At 74.8% G+C, this 15,466-nt stretch carries 13 protein-coding genes; 3 read left to right on the top strand and 10 right to left on the bottom strand.

Annotation, left to right across the window (positions count from 1 at the left end; all coding sequences use genetic code 11):
- Positions 1-153 precede the first annotated feature (153 nt).
- The 5 genes from ACFVNO_RS24315 to ACFVNO_RS24295 form a co-directional block, all read right to left on the bottom strand.
- Positions 154-1,593 carry an NCS2 family permease gene (locus tag ACFVNO_RS24315; protein ID WP_378895926.1) on the bottom strand — a complete coding sequence of 480 codons (1,440 nt, stop codon included), beginning with the start codon at positions 1,591-1,593 and terminating at the stop codon, positions 154-156.
- A 219-nt stretch (positions 1,594-1,812) separates the two neighbouring features.
- Entirely contained in the window at positions 1,813-4,212 is a 2,400-nt protein-coding gene (pucD, locus tag ACFVNO_RS24310; protein ID WP_355264395.1) for a xanthine dehydrogenase subunit D, read from the bottom strand.
- Positions 4,212-5,582, bottom strand: coding sequence for an 8-oxoguanine deaminase (locus ACFVNO_RS24305; protein WP_378895924.1), 1,371 nt, complete (start codon positions 5,580-5,582; stop codon positions 4,212-4,214). Before ACFVNO_RS24305 ends, pucD begins: the two co-directional genes overlap by 1 nt.
- Positions 5,579-6,103, bottom strand: a complete 525-nt coding sequence (locus ACFVNO_RS24300) for a (2Fe-2S)-binding protein (protein ID WP_220561337.1) — start codon at positions 6,101-6,103, stop codon at positions 5,579-5,581. The genes ACFVNO_RS24305 and ACFVNO_RS24300 overlap by 4 nt, the downstream gene beginning before the upstream one ends.
- A complete protein-coding gene (locus ACFVNO_RS24295; RefSeq protein WP_355264401.1) occupies positions 6,094-6,966 on the bottom strand; it encodes a xanthine dehydrogenase family protein subunit M in 873 nt (290 codons plus the stop codon). Before ACFVNO_RS24295 ends, ACFVNO_RS24300 begins: the two co-directional genes overlap by 10 nt.
- A gap of 224 nt (positions 6,967-7,190) precedes the next feature.
- Between ACFVNO_RS24295 and ACFVNO_RS24290 the strand changes: the two genes are divergently transcribed.
- Together ACFVNO_RS24290 and ACFVNO_RS24285 are read left to right on the top strand one after the other, a co-directional pair.
- A complete protein-coding gene (locus ACFVNO_RS24290) occupies positions 7,191-8,759 on the top strand; it encodes a PucR family transcriptional regulator (protein ID WP_378895921.1) in 1,569 nt (522 codons plus the stop codon).
- A 48-nt stretch (positions 8,760-8,807) separates the two neighbouring features.
- Positions 8,808-9,509 (top strand): pentapeptide repeat-containing protein, encoded by a 702-nt coding sequence (locus ACFVNO_RS24285; RefSeq protein ID WP_355264407.1) that lies wholly within the window; start codon positions 8,808-8,810, stop codon positions 9,507-9,509.
- Here ACFVNO_RS24285 and ACFVNO_RS24280 read toward each other — a convergent pair.
- Positions 9,493-10,320, bottom strand: a complete 828-nt coding sequence (locus ACFVNO_RS24280) for an SDR family oxidoreductase (protein ID WP_378895919.1) — start codon at positions 10,318-10,320, stop codon at positions 9,493-9,495. The two genes, ACFVNO_RS24285 and ACFVNO_RS24280, sit on opposite strands and share 17 nt — an antisense overlap.
- 74 nt (positions 10,321-10,394) lie before the next feature.
- On the opposite strand from ACFVNO_RS24280, the gene ACFVNO_RS24275 reads away from it, so the two are divergent.
- The gene (locus ACFVNO_RS24275) at positions 10,395-11,363 is read left to right on the top strand and encodes an AraC family transcriptional regulator (protein WP_378895917.1); all 969 of its coding nucleotides are present in this window, start codon (positions 10,395-10,397) and stop codon (positions 11,361-11,363) included.
- Here the strand turns inward: ACFVNO_RS24275 and ACFVNO_RS24270 are convergent.
- From ACFVNO_RS24270 to ACFVNO_RS24255, 4 genes are all read right to left on the bottom strand, one after another.
- Positions 11,331-12,290: a helix-turn-helix domain-containing protein gene (locus ACFVNO_RS24270; RefSeq protein ID WP_378895915.1), complete on the bottom strand. Its 960-nt coding sequence runs from the start codon at positions 12,288-12,290 to the stop codon at positions 11,331-11,333. The two genes, ACFVNO_RS24275 and ACFVNO_RS24270, sit on opposite strands and share 33 nt — an antisense overlap.
- 19 nt (positions 12,291-12,309) lie before the next feature.
- Entirely contained in the window at positions 12,310-13,278 is a 969-nt protein-coding gene (locus ACFVNO_RS24265) for an alpha/beta hydrolase fold domain-containing protein (protein ID WP_355264419.1), read from the bottom strand.
- A 104-nt stretch (positions 13,279-13,382) separates the two neighbouring features.
- On the bottom strand, positions 13,383-14,297 hold the full coding sequence (locus ACFVNO_RS24260) for an aminoglycoside phosphotransferase family protein (RefSeq protein WP_355264422.1): 915 nt from the start codon (positions 14,295-14,297) through the stop codon (positions 13,383-13,385).
- 11 nt (positions 14,298-14,308) lie between these two features.
- The gene (locus ACFVNO_RS24255) at positions 14,309-15,466 is read right to left on the bottom strand and encodes an endo-1,4-beta-xylanase (RefSeq protein ID WP_355264424.1); all 1,158 of its coding nucleotides are present in this window, start codon (positions 15,464-15,466) and stop codon (positions 14,309-14,311) included.

Genomic DNA, 15,466 nt, shown 5'->3' with positions numbered 1-15,466 from the left:
GAGTCGCCCGCTGCGGTCTCCATCGCTCACTGTGACGTGGCCCGGGGGCCGGGGGGACCTTGCCCGCCGGTGATAATCACCTTGCTTTTTCCGGACGACGGGGGAGACCGGTCCGCATACCGCGCGAACCGGTCTCCGGGTGGGGCGGGCCCGTCAGAGCCCGAGTGCGTGCATGGAGAAGTCGAAGACGAAGACGCCGGTGAGGATCCACATGAGCCAGCCGACGTCGCGGACGCGTCCCTGGACGGTGCGCAGGACGGTGTGGGCGATGATGCCGATGCCGATGCCGCCGGCGATGTCGAAGGCGAAGGGCATCATCGCGATGGTGAGGAAGGCGGGGACGGCCACGCCCATGTCCGACCAGTCGATGTCGGCGACGTGGGTCATCATCAGCGCCCCCACCAGCACCATGGCGACCGAGGCCGCCTGGGCGGGGACGATGGAGAAGACCGGTGCGAAGACGATCGCGGTGAGGAACAGGGCACCGGTGACGACGCTGGACAGCCCCGTGCGGGCCCCCTCGCCGACGCCCGCCGTGGACTCGACGAAGACGAGGGTGGCCGAGGAGCTGGTCAGGCCGCCGACGACGGCGCCGGTGCCGTCGGTGACGAGGATCTGGTTGACGCGGGGCATGGCGCCGTTCTCGTCGGTGATCCCGGCCTTGGCGCCGATGGCGAGGATGGTGCCGACGGCGTCGAAGAACCCGGCCAGGACGAGGGTGAAGAGGATGACGCCGGCGGTGGTGGGGCCGGCGGTGGTCCAGGCGCCGAGGAGGTCGACCTGGAAGAGGAGTCCGAAGTCGGGTACGGCGACCAGGGAGGCGGGGAGCTCGGGCGCGCCGCCGCCCCACTGGGCGGCGTCGAGCCCGAAGGCGTAGTGGACGACGACGGCCAGGACCGTGGCGCCGACGATGCCGTAGAAGATGGCGCCGGGGACGCCGCGGACGAGCAGGGCCGAGGCCAGGGTCAGGCCGATGACGAAGATGAGGACGGGCCAGCCCAGCAGGTGTCCGCCGTCGGCCTCGGCGCCGAGCTGGAGGAGGCTTCCGCCCTCGCCGCGGCTGACGAAGCCGGCGTTCTTGAGGCCGATGAGGGTGACGAAGAGGCCGATGCCGACGCCGATGGCGATCTTGAGGTCGCGGGGCAGGGCGTTCATGACGGCGGTGCGGACGCCGGTGACGACCATGGCGATGATGATGAGGCCCTGCCAGACGACCAGGCCCATGGCCTCGGGCCAGGTCATGTTGGGCGCGGCCTGGTAGGCGACGACGGCCATCACCCCGAGGGCGGCGGCGCAGGCGATGGGGGCGCGTCCGACCACGCCCATCATGATGGTGACGAGCCCGGCGGACAGGGCGGTCATGGTGGTGAGCTGGGCGGGGTCGAGGTGGTCGCCGTTGATGTCGGTGGCGCCGCCCAGGATGACGGGGTTGAGGACGATGATGTAGGCCATCGCCATGAAGGTGGTGAGTCCGCCGCGGAGTTCGCGTGCGGGGGTGGAGCCGCGGGCGGTGATGGAGAAGTAGCGGTCGAGCCAGGATCGACCTTCGTGGGGGGCGGATTGCGGGCGCTTGGCGCTGTCGCGTGTGGTCATGTCCCCTCCTGGAGGGAAACGGGGCGGCCTTCGGTCGCCTGTTGAGAGTGGATGATCACACAGAGTGATCGTCCGTGGGCGTGCGGGGGCGTCGTCGCCCCGTGCCCAGGGCGGTGGCGCGCGCGTGCGCGGATGGGCGCGTGCGCCGGTGGGCCGCTCACCGGGTGGGTGAGGGAGGTCGGGCGGTGCGGCGGGGTGGCCGCCGCACCGCCGGTGGTCTTACAGGGGGATGCCGACGATGTCCTCGGGCCGCACGGGGGCGTGGGTCAGGGCCTTGCCGGTGGCGTCGCGGACGGCGGCCACGATGGCGGGCGTGGAGGACAGGGTGGGCGGTTCCCCGGCGCCGCGGACGCCGTAGGGCGAGTGCGGGTCGGGGTGTTCGAGGACCTCGATGCGCATGGGCGGGGTGTCGAGGATGGTGGGGATGAGGTAGTCGGTGAAGGACGGGTTGCGGATCTGGCCGTCGCCGACCTGGACCTCCTCCATGAGGGCCAGGCCCAGGCCCTGGGTGGAGCCGCCCTGGATCTGGCCGATGAGCTGGAGCGGGTGCATGATCTTGCCGACGTCCTGGACGGCGTCCAGGGCGATGACCTTGACCAGGCCGAGTTCGACGTCGACGTCGACGACGGCGCGGTGGACGCACATGCCGAACTGGGTGTGGGAGGAGCCCTGCCCCAGGGTGGGGTCGAGCATCTCGGTGGGCCGGTGGTGGTACTCGCGGGTCTGCTCCACGACGGTGCCGTCGCCGAGCAGGTCGGTGAGCGAGACCAGGGCTCCCAGGGTGCGGGAGACGACCTTGCCGCCGGTGAGGGACAGGTCCTCGTCGTCCAGGGCCGCCGGGATGTGGCCGCGTTCGCGGGCCAGGGTGTAGAGCTCCTCGCGTACGGCCAGGCAGGCGGTGCGCACGGCGCCGCCGGTCATGTAGGTCTGGCGGGAGGCGGAGGAGGATCCGGCGGAGCCGACGCCGGTGTCGGAGGGGGCGATGACGACCTTCTCCACACCCAGTTCGGTGCGGGCGATCTGGCCCTTGATCGTGACCAGGCCCTGGCCGACCTCGGCGGCGGCGGTGTGGACGAGGGCGACGGGTTCGCCGTTGACGACCTCCAGGCGCACGCGTGCGGTGGAGTAGTCGTCGAAGCCCTCGGAGAAGCAGAGGTTCTTGAGGCCGACGCCGTAGCCGATGCCGCGGACGACGCCTTCGCCGTGGGTGGTGCCGGCGACGCCGCCGGGCAGGGTGCGCAGGTCGGCGGGGTCGGGCAGGGCGTCGCGCGCGGGCGGCAGGGGCAGGTCCTTGGCGCGGGCGAGCATCTCGGCCATGGGCAGGGGCATGTCGACCTCTTGGCCGGTGATGATGCGCGAGCCCTGGCTCATGGAGTTCTTGATGCGCAGGTCGACCGGGTGCATGCCCAGGGCCTGGGCGAGGCGGTCCATCTGGGACTCGTAGGCGAAGCAGGCCTGGACGGCGCCGAAGCCGCGCATGGCGCCGCAGGGCGGGTTGTTGGTGTAGACGCCGTAGGCGTCGACGCGGGCGTGGGGGATCTCGTAGGGGCCCAGGCCCAGGGAGGAGGCGACGCCGACGACGGCCGGGGTGGCGGAGGCGTAGGCCCCGCCGTCGACGATGACCTCGGCGGTGGCGTAGAGCAGGGTGCCGTCGGCCAGGGCGCCGTGCTCGTAGCGCATCTTGGCGGGGTGGCGGTGGACGTGCCCGTAGAAGGACTCCTCGCGGTTGTAGACGATCTTGACGGGCTTGCCGGTGTGCAGGGCGAGCATGCAGGCGTGGATCTGCATGGACAGGTCCTCGCGGGCGCCGAAGGCGCCGCCGACGCCGGCCAGGGTGATGCGGACCTTGTCCTGGGGCAGGGCGAGGGCGGGGGCGATCTGGCGCTGGTCGACGTGGATCCACTGGGTGGCGACGTAGAGGTCGACGCCGCCGTCCTCGGCGGGGACGGCCATGCCGGACTCGGGGCCGAGGAAGGCCTGGTCCTGCATGCCGACCTCGTACTCGTCGGCGACGACGACGTCGGCGCGGGCGCGCAGGGCCTCCAGGGCGGTGTCGGGGTCGCCCTGGGCGAAGTCGCCGGTGCGGATGGGCTGGTGGCGCAGGCGGTTGCCGCGCTGGTTGTACTCGGGGTGGTCGGGGACGGTGCCGGGTTCGTGGACCAGGGGGCAGTGGGGGTCCATGGCGGCGCGGCGCGGGTCGGTGACGGGTTCCAGGACCCGGTAGTCGACGCGGATGCGCTCCATGGCGCGGCGGGCCGTCTCGGGGTGGTCGGCGGCGACGATGGCGACGGGTTCGCCCTTGTAGCGGACCTTGCCGTAGGCCAGGACGGGCTGGTCCTCGAATTCGAGGCCGTAGCGCTTGGTGCCGGGGACGTCCTCGTGGGTGAGGACGGCCTCGACGCCGGGGACCTTGAGGGCCTCGGTGATGTCGATGGAGAGGATCTCGGCGTGGGGGTGGGGGCTGCGCAGGGTGGCGCCCCAGAGCATGTCCTCCATCCACATGTCGGAGGAGTAGGCGAATTCCCCGGTGACCTTGAGGGTGCCGTCGGGGCGCGGCGGGCTGGCGCCGATGCCGTCCCTGGTGGTGCTGGTGAGATCGGTGACGGTGGTCGCCGGCATCAGCGGTTCGCCTCCTGGGTGAGTCGCGCGTGGGCGTTGCGGCCGCGGGCGGCGGCGGCCTCGCGGGTGACGGTGGTGAGTTCCCCGCCGGAGACGACGGGGAGGGCGCCGACCCACAGGTGGGCCAGCGGCGGGGTGGGGCCGAAGACGGCGGCGACGACGGGGTCCTCGATGACGTCGTAGCCGAAGCCGTCGACGCGCCACAGGGCGATGTCGGCGAGTTTGCCGACGGTCAGGGAGCCGAGTTCGGCGTCGCGGCCCAGGACGCGGGCGCCGCCGAGGGTGGCCATGTGCAGGGCCTGGCGGGCGGAGAGGGCCTGGGGGCCCTTGCGGGCGCGGGCCATGAGCAGGGCCTGGTGCATCTCCCCGGCCAGGGGGGTGAGTTCGCTGGAGGCGGGGCCGTCCACACCCAGGCCGACGGGGACCCCGGCGGCGAGGAGTTCGGTGGTGCGGCAGATGCCGGCGCCCAGCCGGGCGTTGGAGGTGGGGCAGTGGGCGACGCCGGTGCCGGTGGCGGCGATGCGGGCGATGGCGTCGTCGGAGAGGTGGACGGCGTGGGCGAACCAGACGTCGGGGCCGAGCCAGCCGAGCTTCTCGGCGTACTCGACGGGTGTGCAGCCGAATTCGGCCCGGCACTGCTCTTCCTCGTCGAGGGTCTCGGCGAGGTGGGTGTGCAGGCGGACGCCCTTGTCGCGGGCCAGGTGGGCGGCCTGGACCATGAGGTCGCGGCTGACGGAGAAGGGCGAGCAGGGGGCGACCGCGATGCGGGTCATGGACCCGGGCGAGGGGTCGTGGTGGGCGTCGATGGCGTCGGCGGTGCCCTGGAGGGCGTCGTCGAGGGTCTCCACGACGCTGTCCGGGGGCAGGCCGCCCTGGCTGTGGCCGCGGTCCATGGAGCCGCGGGCCAGGTCCAGGCGCACGCCCACGTCGAGGGCGGCCCGCACCTGGGCGTCGACGATGTCGCCGCGGCCCGCGGGGTGGATGTAGTGGTGGTCGGAGGCGGTGGTGCAGCCGGACAGGGCCAGGTGGGCGAGTCCGGCGGTGGTGGTGTCGGCGACGACCCGGGCGTCGAGGCGGTGCCAGATCTCGTAGGAGCCGACGAGCCATTCGAAGAGGGTGCCGTCGGTGAACAGGCCCTGGGTGGCCCACTGGTAGAGGTGGTTATGGGTGTTGACGAGGCCGGGGGTGGCCAGGTGGCCGCGGCCGTCGACGCGGGTGGCGTCGTCGGGTACCAGGTGGGCGGGCGCGGGGCCGTCGCCGACGGCGGTGATGAGGCCGTCGCGGGCGATGATGTGCCCGTCGGGGTGTTCGGCGCCGTCGACGGTGGCGATGTGGGCGCCTTCGATGACGAGGGAGCGGTGGTCGGTCATGCGGTGCTCCCGGCGGTGTCGGTGCCGGCGCGGCGTGCGGCGGCCAGGTGGACGGCGTCGAGGATCTTCTCGTAGCCGGTGCAGCGGCAGAGGTTGCCGGCGAGGGCTTCGCGGATCTCGGGGTCGGTGGGCGCGGGCCGGCCGGCGTCGACGGTGCGGTTGAGCAGGTCGTCGGTCTGGACGAGCAGGCCGGGGGTGCAGAAGCCGCACTGGACGGCTCCGGCGTCCAGGAAGGCCTGCTGCACGGTGTTCAGGGGGCGGTCGCCGCCCTTGCCGGCGCCGTCGGCGAGGCCTTCGACGGTGCGGACGCGGCGGCCTTCGGCCTGGCCTGCGGCGACCATGCACGAGCAGACGGTGACGTCGTCGAGGTAGACGGTGCAGGAGCCGCATTCGCCCTGTTCGCAGGCGTTCTTGCTGCCGGGCAGTCCCAGGCGCTCGCGCAGGACGTACAGGAGGCTCTCTCCGGGCCAGACGTCGTCGGCGGTGACGTCCTGGCCGTTGACGTTGATGTTCACGCGCATGCGGCGGCTTCCTTGCGGTAGTCGGTGATGGACCAGGTCAGGGTGCGGCGGGCCATGACGGACAGGGCGTGGCGCCGGTAGGCGGCGCTGCCGCGCTGGTCGTCGATGGGGCGTGCGGCGGCGGCGACGAGTTCGCCGAAGCGGCGGACGGTGGCCTCGGGCAGGGGCCCGGGGGAGTCCCAGTCGATCTCCTGGGCGAGGAAGTCCTCGGCGGCCTCGGCGCGCAGCGGGGTGGGGCCGGCGGAGCCGATGCCGGTGCCGACGGTGCGTGCGCCGGTGTCCAGGGCCAGGGCGAAGGAGGTGACGGCGATGACCATGGCGTTGCGGGTGCCGATCTTGGCGAAGTGCTGGGGCCCGGCGGGCGCGGGCAGCAGGATCGCGGTGATCAGTTCGTCGTCCCGGCGCGCGGTGGTGCGGAACGAGAGGAAGAAGTCGCGGGCCCTGACACGGCGGGTGCCCCGGGTGGAGGCGAGTTCGACGGTGGCGTCGGCGGCCAGCAGCGGCGGGAGGGCGTCCCCGGCGGGGGAGGCGCCGCCGAGGTTGCCGCCGACGGTGCCGCGGTTGCGGATCTGCGGTGAGGCGACCGTGCGGGAGGCCTTGGCCAGCCCCGGTGCCAGGGCGGGCAGTTCGGCGATGATGCGGCTGTAGGGGACGGCGGCGCCCAGGCGCGTGTGGCCGTCGCCGGCGGTCTCCCAGCGGGAGAGTTCGGCGACGCGGGTCAGGTCGAGCAGGATGTCGGGCCTGCGCTTGTCGAAGTTGAGTTCGACCATGACGTCGGTGCCGCCGGTGATCGGGACGGCGTCGGGGTGCTCGGCCTTGGCCTCAAGCGCCTCCTGCAGGGTGGAGGGGCTCAGGAATCGCATGTGTGAAGGTCCTCGCGTTGACTTGACCGGTGGGTTGTGTGAAGTACAGCACTCCGGTGTCGTCGCTTCCAGGCGGCGATGACATGAAGTGATGGCGGAACGAACGGTTATCGTTGGTCGTTTCCTCCAAGTGGTGCCCGTGGGAGGGTTCGTACTTCCCCACCACTGAACTCCCGTAAGGTCTCGGGGACCATCATCGACACACGGACTCAAGAGGGACGTTCATGCGTCTTGGCGATTTGATCGCGGTCGAGCGGCTGCACCTGCGCTTCCTGGCGGGGGCGGAGGAGGCCGACCGCGAGGTGGGGTGGGCCTACACCACCGACCTGTTGGAGCCCGCGCGGTATCTGCGCGGGGGCGAGCTGGTGCTCACGGGGATGATGTGGCGTGAGGGGCCCGGGGACTCGGACCGGTTCGTGGCGTCGGTGGAGTCGGCCGGCGCGGTGGCGATCGGGGCGGGGACGGCGCTGGGCTCGGTGCCCGAGGACCTGGTGCAGGCGTGCCTGCGGCGGGGGATGCCGCTGGTGGAGGTTCCGCCGGAGACGTCGTTCGGCGCGGTGACGGAGGAGGTGCTGGGCTCGCACACCCGGCGCCGGTTCGCGGGGCTGGCGCGGCACCGGGACCGGTTGCGCCAGGCGGTGGCGGAGGTGGCCGCCGGCGCGGATTTCGCGGAGGTGTTCGCGCGGGCGTCGGCGCAGGTCGGGGTGCGCGCGTGGGTGGTCTCGCCGACGGGCCGGCTGGTGGCCGGCGACGGCGCGGGGCTGGGCGCGGCCGAGCGGGAGTGGCTGGCGGCCCGGGCCCTGGCGTGGCCGCTGCTGCCGCACACCACGCGGGTGCCGGGGGCCGGGGAGGCGGTCGTGACGGTGCGGGAGGTGGCCACGTCGCGGTCGCATCCGCTGTCGCGGTGGCTGCTGGTGTGCGCCGGCGACGAGGCGGTGTGGTCGGAGGAGGAGCGCGAGACGGTCGCGGAGCTGGGGTCGGTGGCGGTGCTGGCCCGGGGGCGGGTGGAGGACCGGTGGAGCACCGAGGCCCGGCACCTGGAGGGGGTGGCCCGGCTCCTGGCGGCGCAGCGGTTCGACGAGGTGGCGGCGCTGCTGCGGGGTACTCCGCAGGGCGGGGGCGAGGACCACGTGGTGGTCAGCGCCGTGATGCTGCCCGCGCCGCGGGCGGGCGAGCTGACCCGGCACGTGGTGGCCGAGCTGGTGGCCGACCTGCCCGGCGCGGTGGTCACCGGGGACGGGGACGGCGACACGCTGGCGCTGGTCCCGGTGCCCGCGGGCGGCGGCCCCCGGGAGGCGGCCGAGCGGGTGCGCACGGTGCTGGTGGCCGGGGCCCGGGTGCTGGAGGGCGGCCTGCTGGACCACCGGTTGGCGCTGGGGTCGTCCTCGGCGGCGCGCGGGGTCCCGGAGCTGCGGGGCGCGGCGGTGGAGGCCCGGCACGCGCGGCGGCTGGCGGAGCTGCGGGGCGGCCGGTGGCGGGTGATCGCGGGGGCGGAGATCGACTCCCACGAGCTGCTGCTGGCGTCGGTGCCGGAGGAGGTGCAGAGCTCCTACCGGGAGCGGCTGCTGGGCCCGCTGGTGGCCTACGACCGGGACCACCGGTCGGAGCTGGTGGAGACGCTGGAGCGGTTCCTGGAGCACTCGGGGTCCTGGCAGCGGTGCGCGGCGGCGATGCACGTGCACGTGAACACGCTGCGGTACCGGATCGGCCGGGTGGAGGAGCTGACCGGCCGGGACCTGAGCAACCTGGAGCACCGGGTGGACCTGTTCCTGGCGCTGAAGCTGCGCGACTGAGCGGTTCCGGCGGCGCGCTGTCGGCGGCGCACGGTAGGGTGCGCGCCCATGGGCACGGATGTTTCTCGGGAGTCGTTGCAGGGCGCGGATCTGGCGGGGGCCGATCTGCGGGAGGAGTGGGGGAGCGCGGGGGGTGCTCCCCGGGAGCTGGTGGGGTGCGACCTGTCGGGGGCGGACCTGCGCGGGGTGGACCTGGCCGAGGCGGTGGTGCGGGACTGCCGGCTGGACGGGGCGCGCCTGGACGGCGCGGAGCTGGAGGGGGCCCGGTTCGTCGGCGGCGGGGCCGCGGGGGCGGTGTTCGGCGGGGCCGAGTGCACCGAGGCGCGGTTCGAGCGGGTGGACCTGGCCAACACCCGGTGGCAGGGGGCGCTGCTGACCGACGCGGTGTTCTCGGGGTGCCGGATGACGGGGGCGGGGCTGACGTCGCTGCGCGGGGTGGGGTACGCGTTCGACCACTGCAACCTGATGCTGGCCCGGTGCAAGGGCATCGACCTGCGGGGCCGGGTGCTGGAGGGGCTGCGCCTGGACGAGGCGGACCTGTCGGCGGCGGACCTGCGCGAGACGGTGTGGGTGGACTCGCGGCTGCGCGGGGCCTCGCTGGTCGGGGCGAGGCTGGCGGGCGCGGACCTGCGCGGCGCCGACCTGGGCGAGTTCACGGTGGAGCAGGCGCAGTACCTGCGCGGGGCGATGATCGGCCCCGCGCAGGCGCGCCTGCTGCTGGGAGCGCTGGGGATCACCCTCGCCGACTGAGGGTGTCCTCCAGGGAGCGGGGCGGGCGGCCCAGGACGTCCTCCACCCCGGTGGACAGGTGGGCCTCGCGCCCGCGGGCCAGCGGTCCCATGAGGTCGGCCAGCACCTCGGCCAGGTCCGCGGGGACGCCGGCCCCGGTCTGCTCGGCGATGAAGGCGTCGGGGGTGACGGGGGTGTGGACCACCGTGCGGCCGGTCGCGGCGGTGAACACCCGGGCGACCTCGTGCAGGGTCAGGGGGCGCGGCCCGGTCAGCTCGTAGGTGCGGCCCTGGTGCCCGTCGCCGGTGAGGGCGGCGACGGCGACCTCGGCGATGTCGTCGGCGTCGACGAACGGGCACGCGCCCTCCCCGGTGGGCAGGCGCAGGTTCCCCGCCTCGACCAGGGGCGAGAAGAACCCCTCGGTGAAGTTCTGGGCGAACCAGGTGGGGCGCAGCACGGTCCATTCCAGGCCGCTGCCGGCCAGGGCCTGCTCGCCCTGGAGGTGGCCGTTGTCGGTGTTGCGGCGGTCGGCGTAGTAGCCGGGGTCGTCGGAGCCGCGGGCCGAGAGCAGGACCATGCGCTCCAGGCCGCGGTCCCGGGCGGCGGCGACGAGCTCGGGGGTGTGCGGTTCGGTGTCGTTGGGGACGACGTAGGCGGTGCGCACCCCGTCCAGGGCGGCGTCCCAGGTGGCGGGGTCGGTCCAGTCGAAGCGGTGGGCCGCGCTGCGCGAGGCGACGCGCACGGCGCGGCCCCGCTCGGCGAGCAGGCGGGCGACGCGGCGACCGGTGGTGCCGGTGCCGCCGATGACCAGGATGGGGTCGGTGTTCGTCATGGGGGAAGTCCATCACCCCCGGTTGAGACGAACCATGGTCGTGAGTCTCGTCCGCATGTGCGATCGTCTACGGTATGGACGCACTCTCCGATCTTCTGGACGGGGTCCGGGCCCGCGGGGCCCTGTTCAGCCGTTCCCTGATGGAGCCGCCCTGGTCGGTGCGCTTCGACCACGCCCTGCCCCTGTCGCTGGTCACGATGGTGCGGGGCCGGGCCTGGGTCGCTCCCGGGCGGGGCGACCCCCTGCCGTTGGAGGCTGGTGACATCGCGGTGCTGCGCGGGCCCGGCGCCCACACCGTCGCCCACCCGGCCGACGCCGCCACCACCTGCACCGTCCTGTCGGAACAGGTCTGCCTGGGGCCGGACGGCGAGCCCCTCAACGAGGACGTCGTGCTGGGGGTGCGCACCTACGGCCGGTCGTTCGACGCCCCCGACCTGCTGCTCAGCGGCGGCTACGACGTCACCGGGGAGGTGGGGCGGCGGCTGCTGTCGGCGCTGCCGGAGGTGCTGGTGGTGCCCGCCGACGCCTGCCACGACCCGCTCACGCAGATGATCCTCAACGAGGTGGACTGCCAGGTGCCGGGCCAGCAGGTGGTGCTGGACCGGCTGCTGGACCTGGCGCTGGTCTCGACCCTGCGGACCTGGTTCGACCGGCCCGAGGCCGACCCGCCCGCCTGGTACACGGCGCTGGCCGACCCGGTGGTGGGGGCGGCGCTGCGGGCGGTGCACAACCGGCCCGACGCGGCGTGGACGGTGGCGGGGCTGGCCGAGGTGTGCGGGGTGTCGCGGGCGACGCTGGCCCGGGACTTCACGGCGCTGGTGGGGGTGCCGCCGATGGCGTACCTGGCCGAGTGGCGGATGACCCTGGCCGCGGACCTGCTGCGCGACACCGCCGAGACGGTGGGGGCGATCGCCCGCAGGGTGGGCTACGCGGACGCGTTCGCGTTCAGCGCCGCGTTCAAGCGGGTGCGCGGGGTGTCGCCGACCGACCACCGCCGGGGCGTGCGGGGGTCAGTCGGGCAGGTGGAGGCGGCGCACGTGTAGGGCCACCTGGAGGCGCAGCCTCCCCGGGACGGTGCGCACGCTCCAGCCCAGGAGGCGTTCCAGCCGTTCCAGGCCCTGCTGGGCGGTGGAGTGGTGCACGCCCAGCGCCGTGGCGGCCGCGCGCACGCTGGACGCGGTCGCCAGCGCGTCGGCCAGGGCGATCAGGGCGGTGGAGGTGCGGGCCAGCCGCTCCAGGGCGGTCACGTCGGGCGGGGGCGCGTCGCCGGGGGCGACGGTGTCGGCCAGGGGCAGCAGGGCGCCCAGGTGTTCGGCACGGACGAGGCGGGGGCCGGGGTCGGCGCCCGACCCGGCGGCGGTGAAGCGCAGGGCGCGGCGCGCGTCGGCCAGGGACGCGGGCAGGTCGGCGACCGGTACGGCCGGGCCCAGCCCGGCGCGGGCGGTGCCGGGGTCCTCGCCGGGGGCGAGCAGGCGCACCGGGCCCCGGTGAGGGGCCAGGACCGCGCGGCGGGCGGCGGGCCCGATCCCCGCGCGGCGGGCCGCGGCCAGGCGCTCGTCCTCGCCGCGGGCGGGGTCGGTGAGCACCGCCGCCAGGGGGAGGGCGGGGGCCGGGGAGCGGTCCAAGTGGTCCAGGACGGCGACCGCGGCCCGCTCCAGCACCATGTCCAGGACCGGTCCGGCGGGGCCGGGGACCTCCAGCCACAGCAGGGCGGTCCCCGCGGTGGCGGTCGGCCAGGACGGGTCCGGGGGCGGCTGCGGGGCGCGGGTGAGGCGGCCGTCGGGCAGGGCGCGCAGGGACAGGGCGCGGGCCGGGTCCGTGAGCGCGGCGGGGTGCCCGGCCAGGGCGGCCGCACCGCGCACCAGGGATTCCAGGCCGGTGCCGTGCAGCCGGTCGAAGTAGGCGATGACCTTGACGGCGTCCCCGGCCTGGGGGTCCAGTGCGCTGATGCGGCCCAGCAGTTCCCTCATGGAACCAGTGTGCCCTGCCTCACACGCCGAGGGTGCGGCGCAGCCAGGGAAGGCGCGCGGCCGTGGCCTGGCGGGACAGGGCGGCGTGCGGGGCGAAGGAGTCGAAGCCGTGGAAGGCGCCGGGCCACACGTGGAGCTCGGCGACGCCGCCCGCCCGCCAGATGCGGGCGGCGTAGTCGACGACCTCGTCGCGGAAGGTCTCGGCCGAGCCCACGTCCAGGAACGCCGGGGGCAGCCCCGACAGGTCGGCGGCGCGGGCGGGGGCGGCGTAGGGGGAGGTGTCGGGCCCGCCCGCGGTCCCGCCCAGTAGGGCGTTCCAGCCGGTGTCGTTGGAGGTGCGGTCCCACACGCCCAGGCCCGCCATCTGGTGGGCGGAGACGCTGTCGTTGCGATCGTCGAGCATCGGGTAGATCAGCAGCTGCGCGGCCAGGGCGGGGCCGCCGCGGTCGCGGGCCAGCAGGGCGGTGGCGGCGGCCAGGCCGCCGCCGGCGCTGGCCCCGCCCACCACGACCCGGGCGGTGTCCAGGCCGTGGGCGGCGGCGTCGGCGGTGAGGTGGGCCAGCCCGGCGTAGCAGTCCTCCACGGGGGTGGGGTGGGGGTGCTCGGGGGCGAGCCGGTAGCCGACGGAGGCCACCGCCAGGCCCAGTTCGCGGGCGGTGGCGAGCAGGTCGGGGATCTCGGGGCCGCGGTGGGTGCCCAGGATCATGCCGCCGCCGTGGATCCAGTACAGCAGCCCGGTGGGGGCGGTGGTCCAGGTGGGACGCCACAGCAGCAGGGGGACGTCGGCGCCGTCGCGGCCCGGGAAGGTGAGGGCGTGCTCGGTGAAGTCGCCGCCGTGGGCGAAGTCGCCCTCGACCGGCAGGCCGGCGCGGGCGGTCCGGACGGCGTCGATGAGGTCGGGGGTGATGGAGGGGGTGATCTGGTCGCCGATCAGGGCCAGGGCGGCGGAGAGCTCGGGGTCGAAGGGCGGTGGAGGAGGTGTGGTCAACGGAGGTCTCCCGTCGGTGTCGGTGCGCGGGACCCCATTGTGCGGACGCCGCCGGGCGGGGCGGTAGCGGCGTGCGGCGGGGTGGTGCCCGCCGCGTGGCGGGGTCAGGACCCCAGGGCGCGGGCCAGGGCGAGCATCTGCGCGGGGCGGGCGGTGTCGCCCTCCTCCAGGGACCAGACGGTGTTCTCCAGGACGCGGACCAGGGTCCAGGCGCGGGCCCGCTCCCGGTCGGCGCCGGTGGCGTCGGTGAGCAGGTCGAAGCGGCGGCGCAGCAGGCGCTCGGTCCCGGGGCCGGACGGGAAGCGGTTCCACAGGGCGGGCAGCAGCTCGTAGCCCGGGTCGCCGGCCAGGGGCTTGGGGTCGATGGCCAGCCAGGGGCCGCGGCCGGTGCCCGGGAGCGGGGCCAGGACGTTCTGGTAGTGCAGGTCCCAGTGCAGCAGGCGGTCCCCGGCCTCGGGGGCGACGGCGGCGGCCACACCCGCCCACCGGTCCAGGGCGGCGTCCAGGTCGCCGGGCGGGTCGGCGGCGGCCCGCAGGCGGCGGGCGCGGGCGACGAGGCGTTCGGTCATGGGGCCCAGGCGGCGCAGGCCGGGCGGCCCGGGGCGGGCGTTGAGGGTGGTGAGCAGTCCGGCGATGGTCTCCAGGGCCCGGTCGATCCCGTGGGCGTCGATGGTGGAGTCCAGGTCGCGGCCGGGGTCCAGGGCCTCCAGGAGCAGGTCGCCGCTACCGGGGTCGTGGTCGAGGAGGCGGACGCAGCCGTCGCCGTCCCAGGCGCGCAGCGCGTCGGGTTCGCCGCGGGTCTCGGCGTCGACGGGCTGGATCTTGAGCATGGCTGGGCGGCCGTCGGCGGTGGTGACGGGCAGGACCAGGGAGACGGCGCCGTGCAGGGGGTCGCCGGCGGGGGCGAGGCCCCAGGCGTCCAGGCGCTCGGAGGCCCGGCGGGGCAGGTCGGCCACCCAGTCGGGCCCGCAGAAGCGGGTGAGGGCGGCGGCGACGCGGGCGGGCACACGGACGGTCATGGTGCCGCAGCCTAGCGGGTGGGGCGGGTGCGCCGACCGGGGTTCCCGGCCGGTGCCGGCCGGCGGCCGCCGCGCCGGGAGAGGGCGTCGACCATGCCCGACAGGGCGGGCTTGGGCCGGTAGGCGGTGTCGAAGGGCAGGGCGGCGTCGGTGCCGGGGAACCATTCGGGGATCCAGGAGTGGGCGTCGGTGACGCCCCAGACGGTCACGTTGACGCAGCCCTCGACCTCCAGGCAGGCGGCCAGGACGTCGCGGTACTCGCCGCGCTGCTCCCGCAGGTCCTCGTCGGTGACGGGCTCGGGGATGCGCACGTCCAGTTCGGTGACGGCGACCTCCAGGCCCAGGTCGGTGTAGCGGCGCATCTGGTCGGCGAGGTCCTCGGACACGTCGCCGTGCACGAAGTGGGACTGGAAGCCGATGCCGTGCAGCGGGACCCCACGCTCGACCAGGTCCGACACCAGGGCGTAGAGGGCGTCGGCCTTGGGGCCGGCGGTCTCGATGCCGAACTCGTTGATGTAGAGCTCGGCGTCGGGGTCGGCGGCGTGGGCGCTGTAGAGGGTCTGGGCGATGTAGTCGGGGCCCAGGACCTCGTACCAGAGGTTGCGGCGCATGTCCGGGCCGCCGTCCTCCAGGGGCTCGTTGATGACGTCCCAGGCGGAGACGCGGCCGCGGTAGCGCTCCATGACGGTGGTGACGTGCTCGTGGACGACCGCGCTCAGGCTCTCGGCGTCCCAGTCGCCGCCGGCGAGCCAGTCGGGCTGCTGGTTGTGCCAGAGCATGGTGTGGCCGCGCACGTTGAGGCCGTTCTCGGCGGCGAAGTCGACGACGGCGTCGGGGCCGCTCCAGTCGAACTCGCCCCGTTCGGGCTGGACGTGCTCCCACTTCATGGTGTTCTCGGCGGTGACCGAGGTGTAGTGGTCCTCGACGATGCCCCGGTAGCGGCGGTCGTGGGCGAGGGGGTCGACGGCCACCGCGACGCCCAGGTCGATGCCCCGGGCGCGGGCGAGCCCGGGTAGCAGGTGGCCCTCCTGCTCCGGTTCGGGCAGGACGGCGACGAGGACGCCGGTGACCGTGAGGACGACGGCGCACAGGGCGGCGGCGGTCAACAGCACCCCCTTTCCGTTGACGGGCGCGGGCCTGCCGTGCCCGGTGGTGCGGTGCCCGGTCAC

Origin of the sequence: Nocardiopsis sp. NPDC057823, assembly GCF_042797335.1 — a bacterium.
GTDB lineage: Bacteria > Actinomycetota > Actinomycetes > Streptosporangiales > Streptosporangiaceae > Nocardiopsis > Nocardiopsis changdeensis.
The sequence above is the reverse complement of the archived record's forward strand: the minus strand, read 5'-3'. Positions and strand labels throughout refer to the sequence as shown.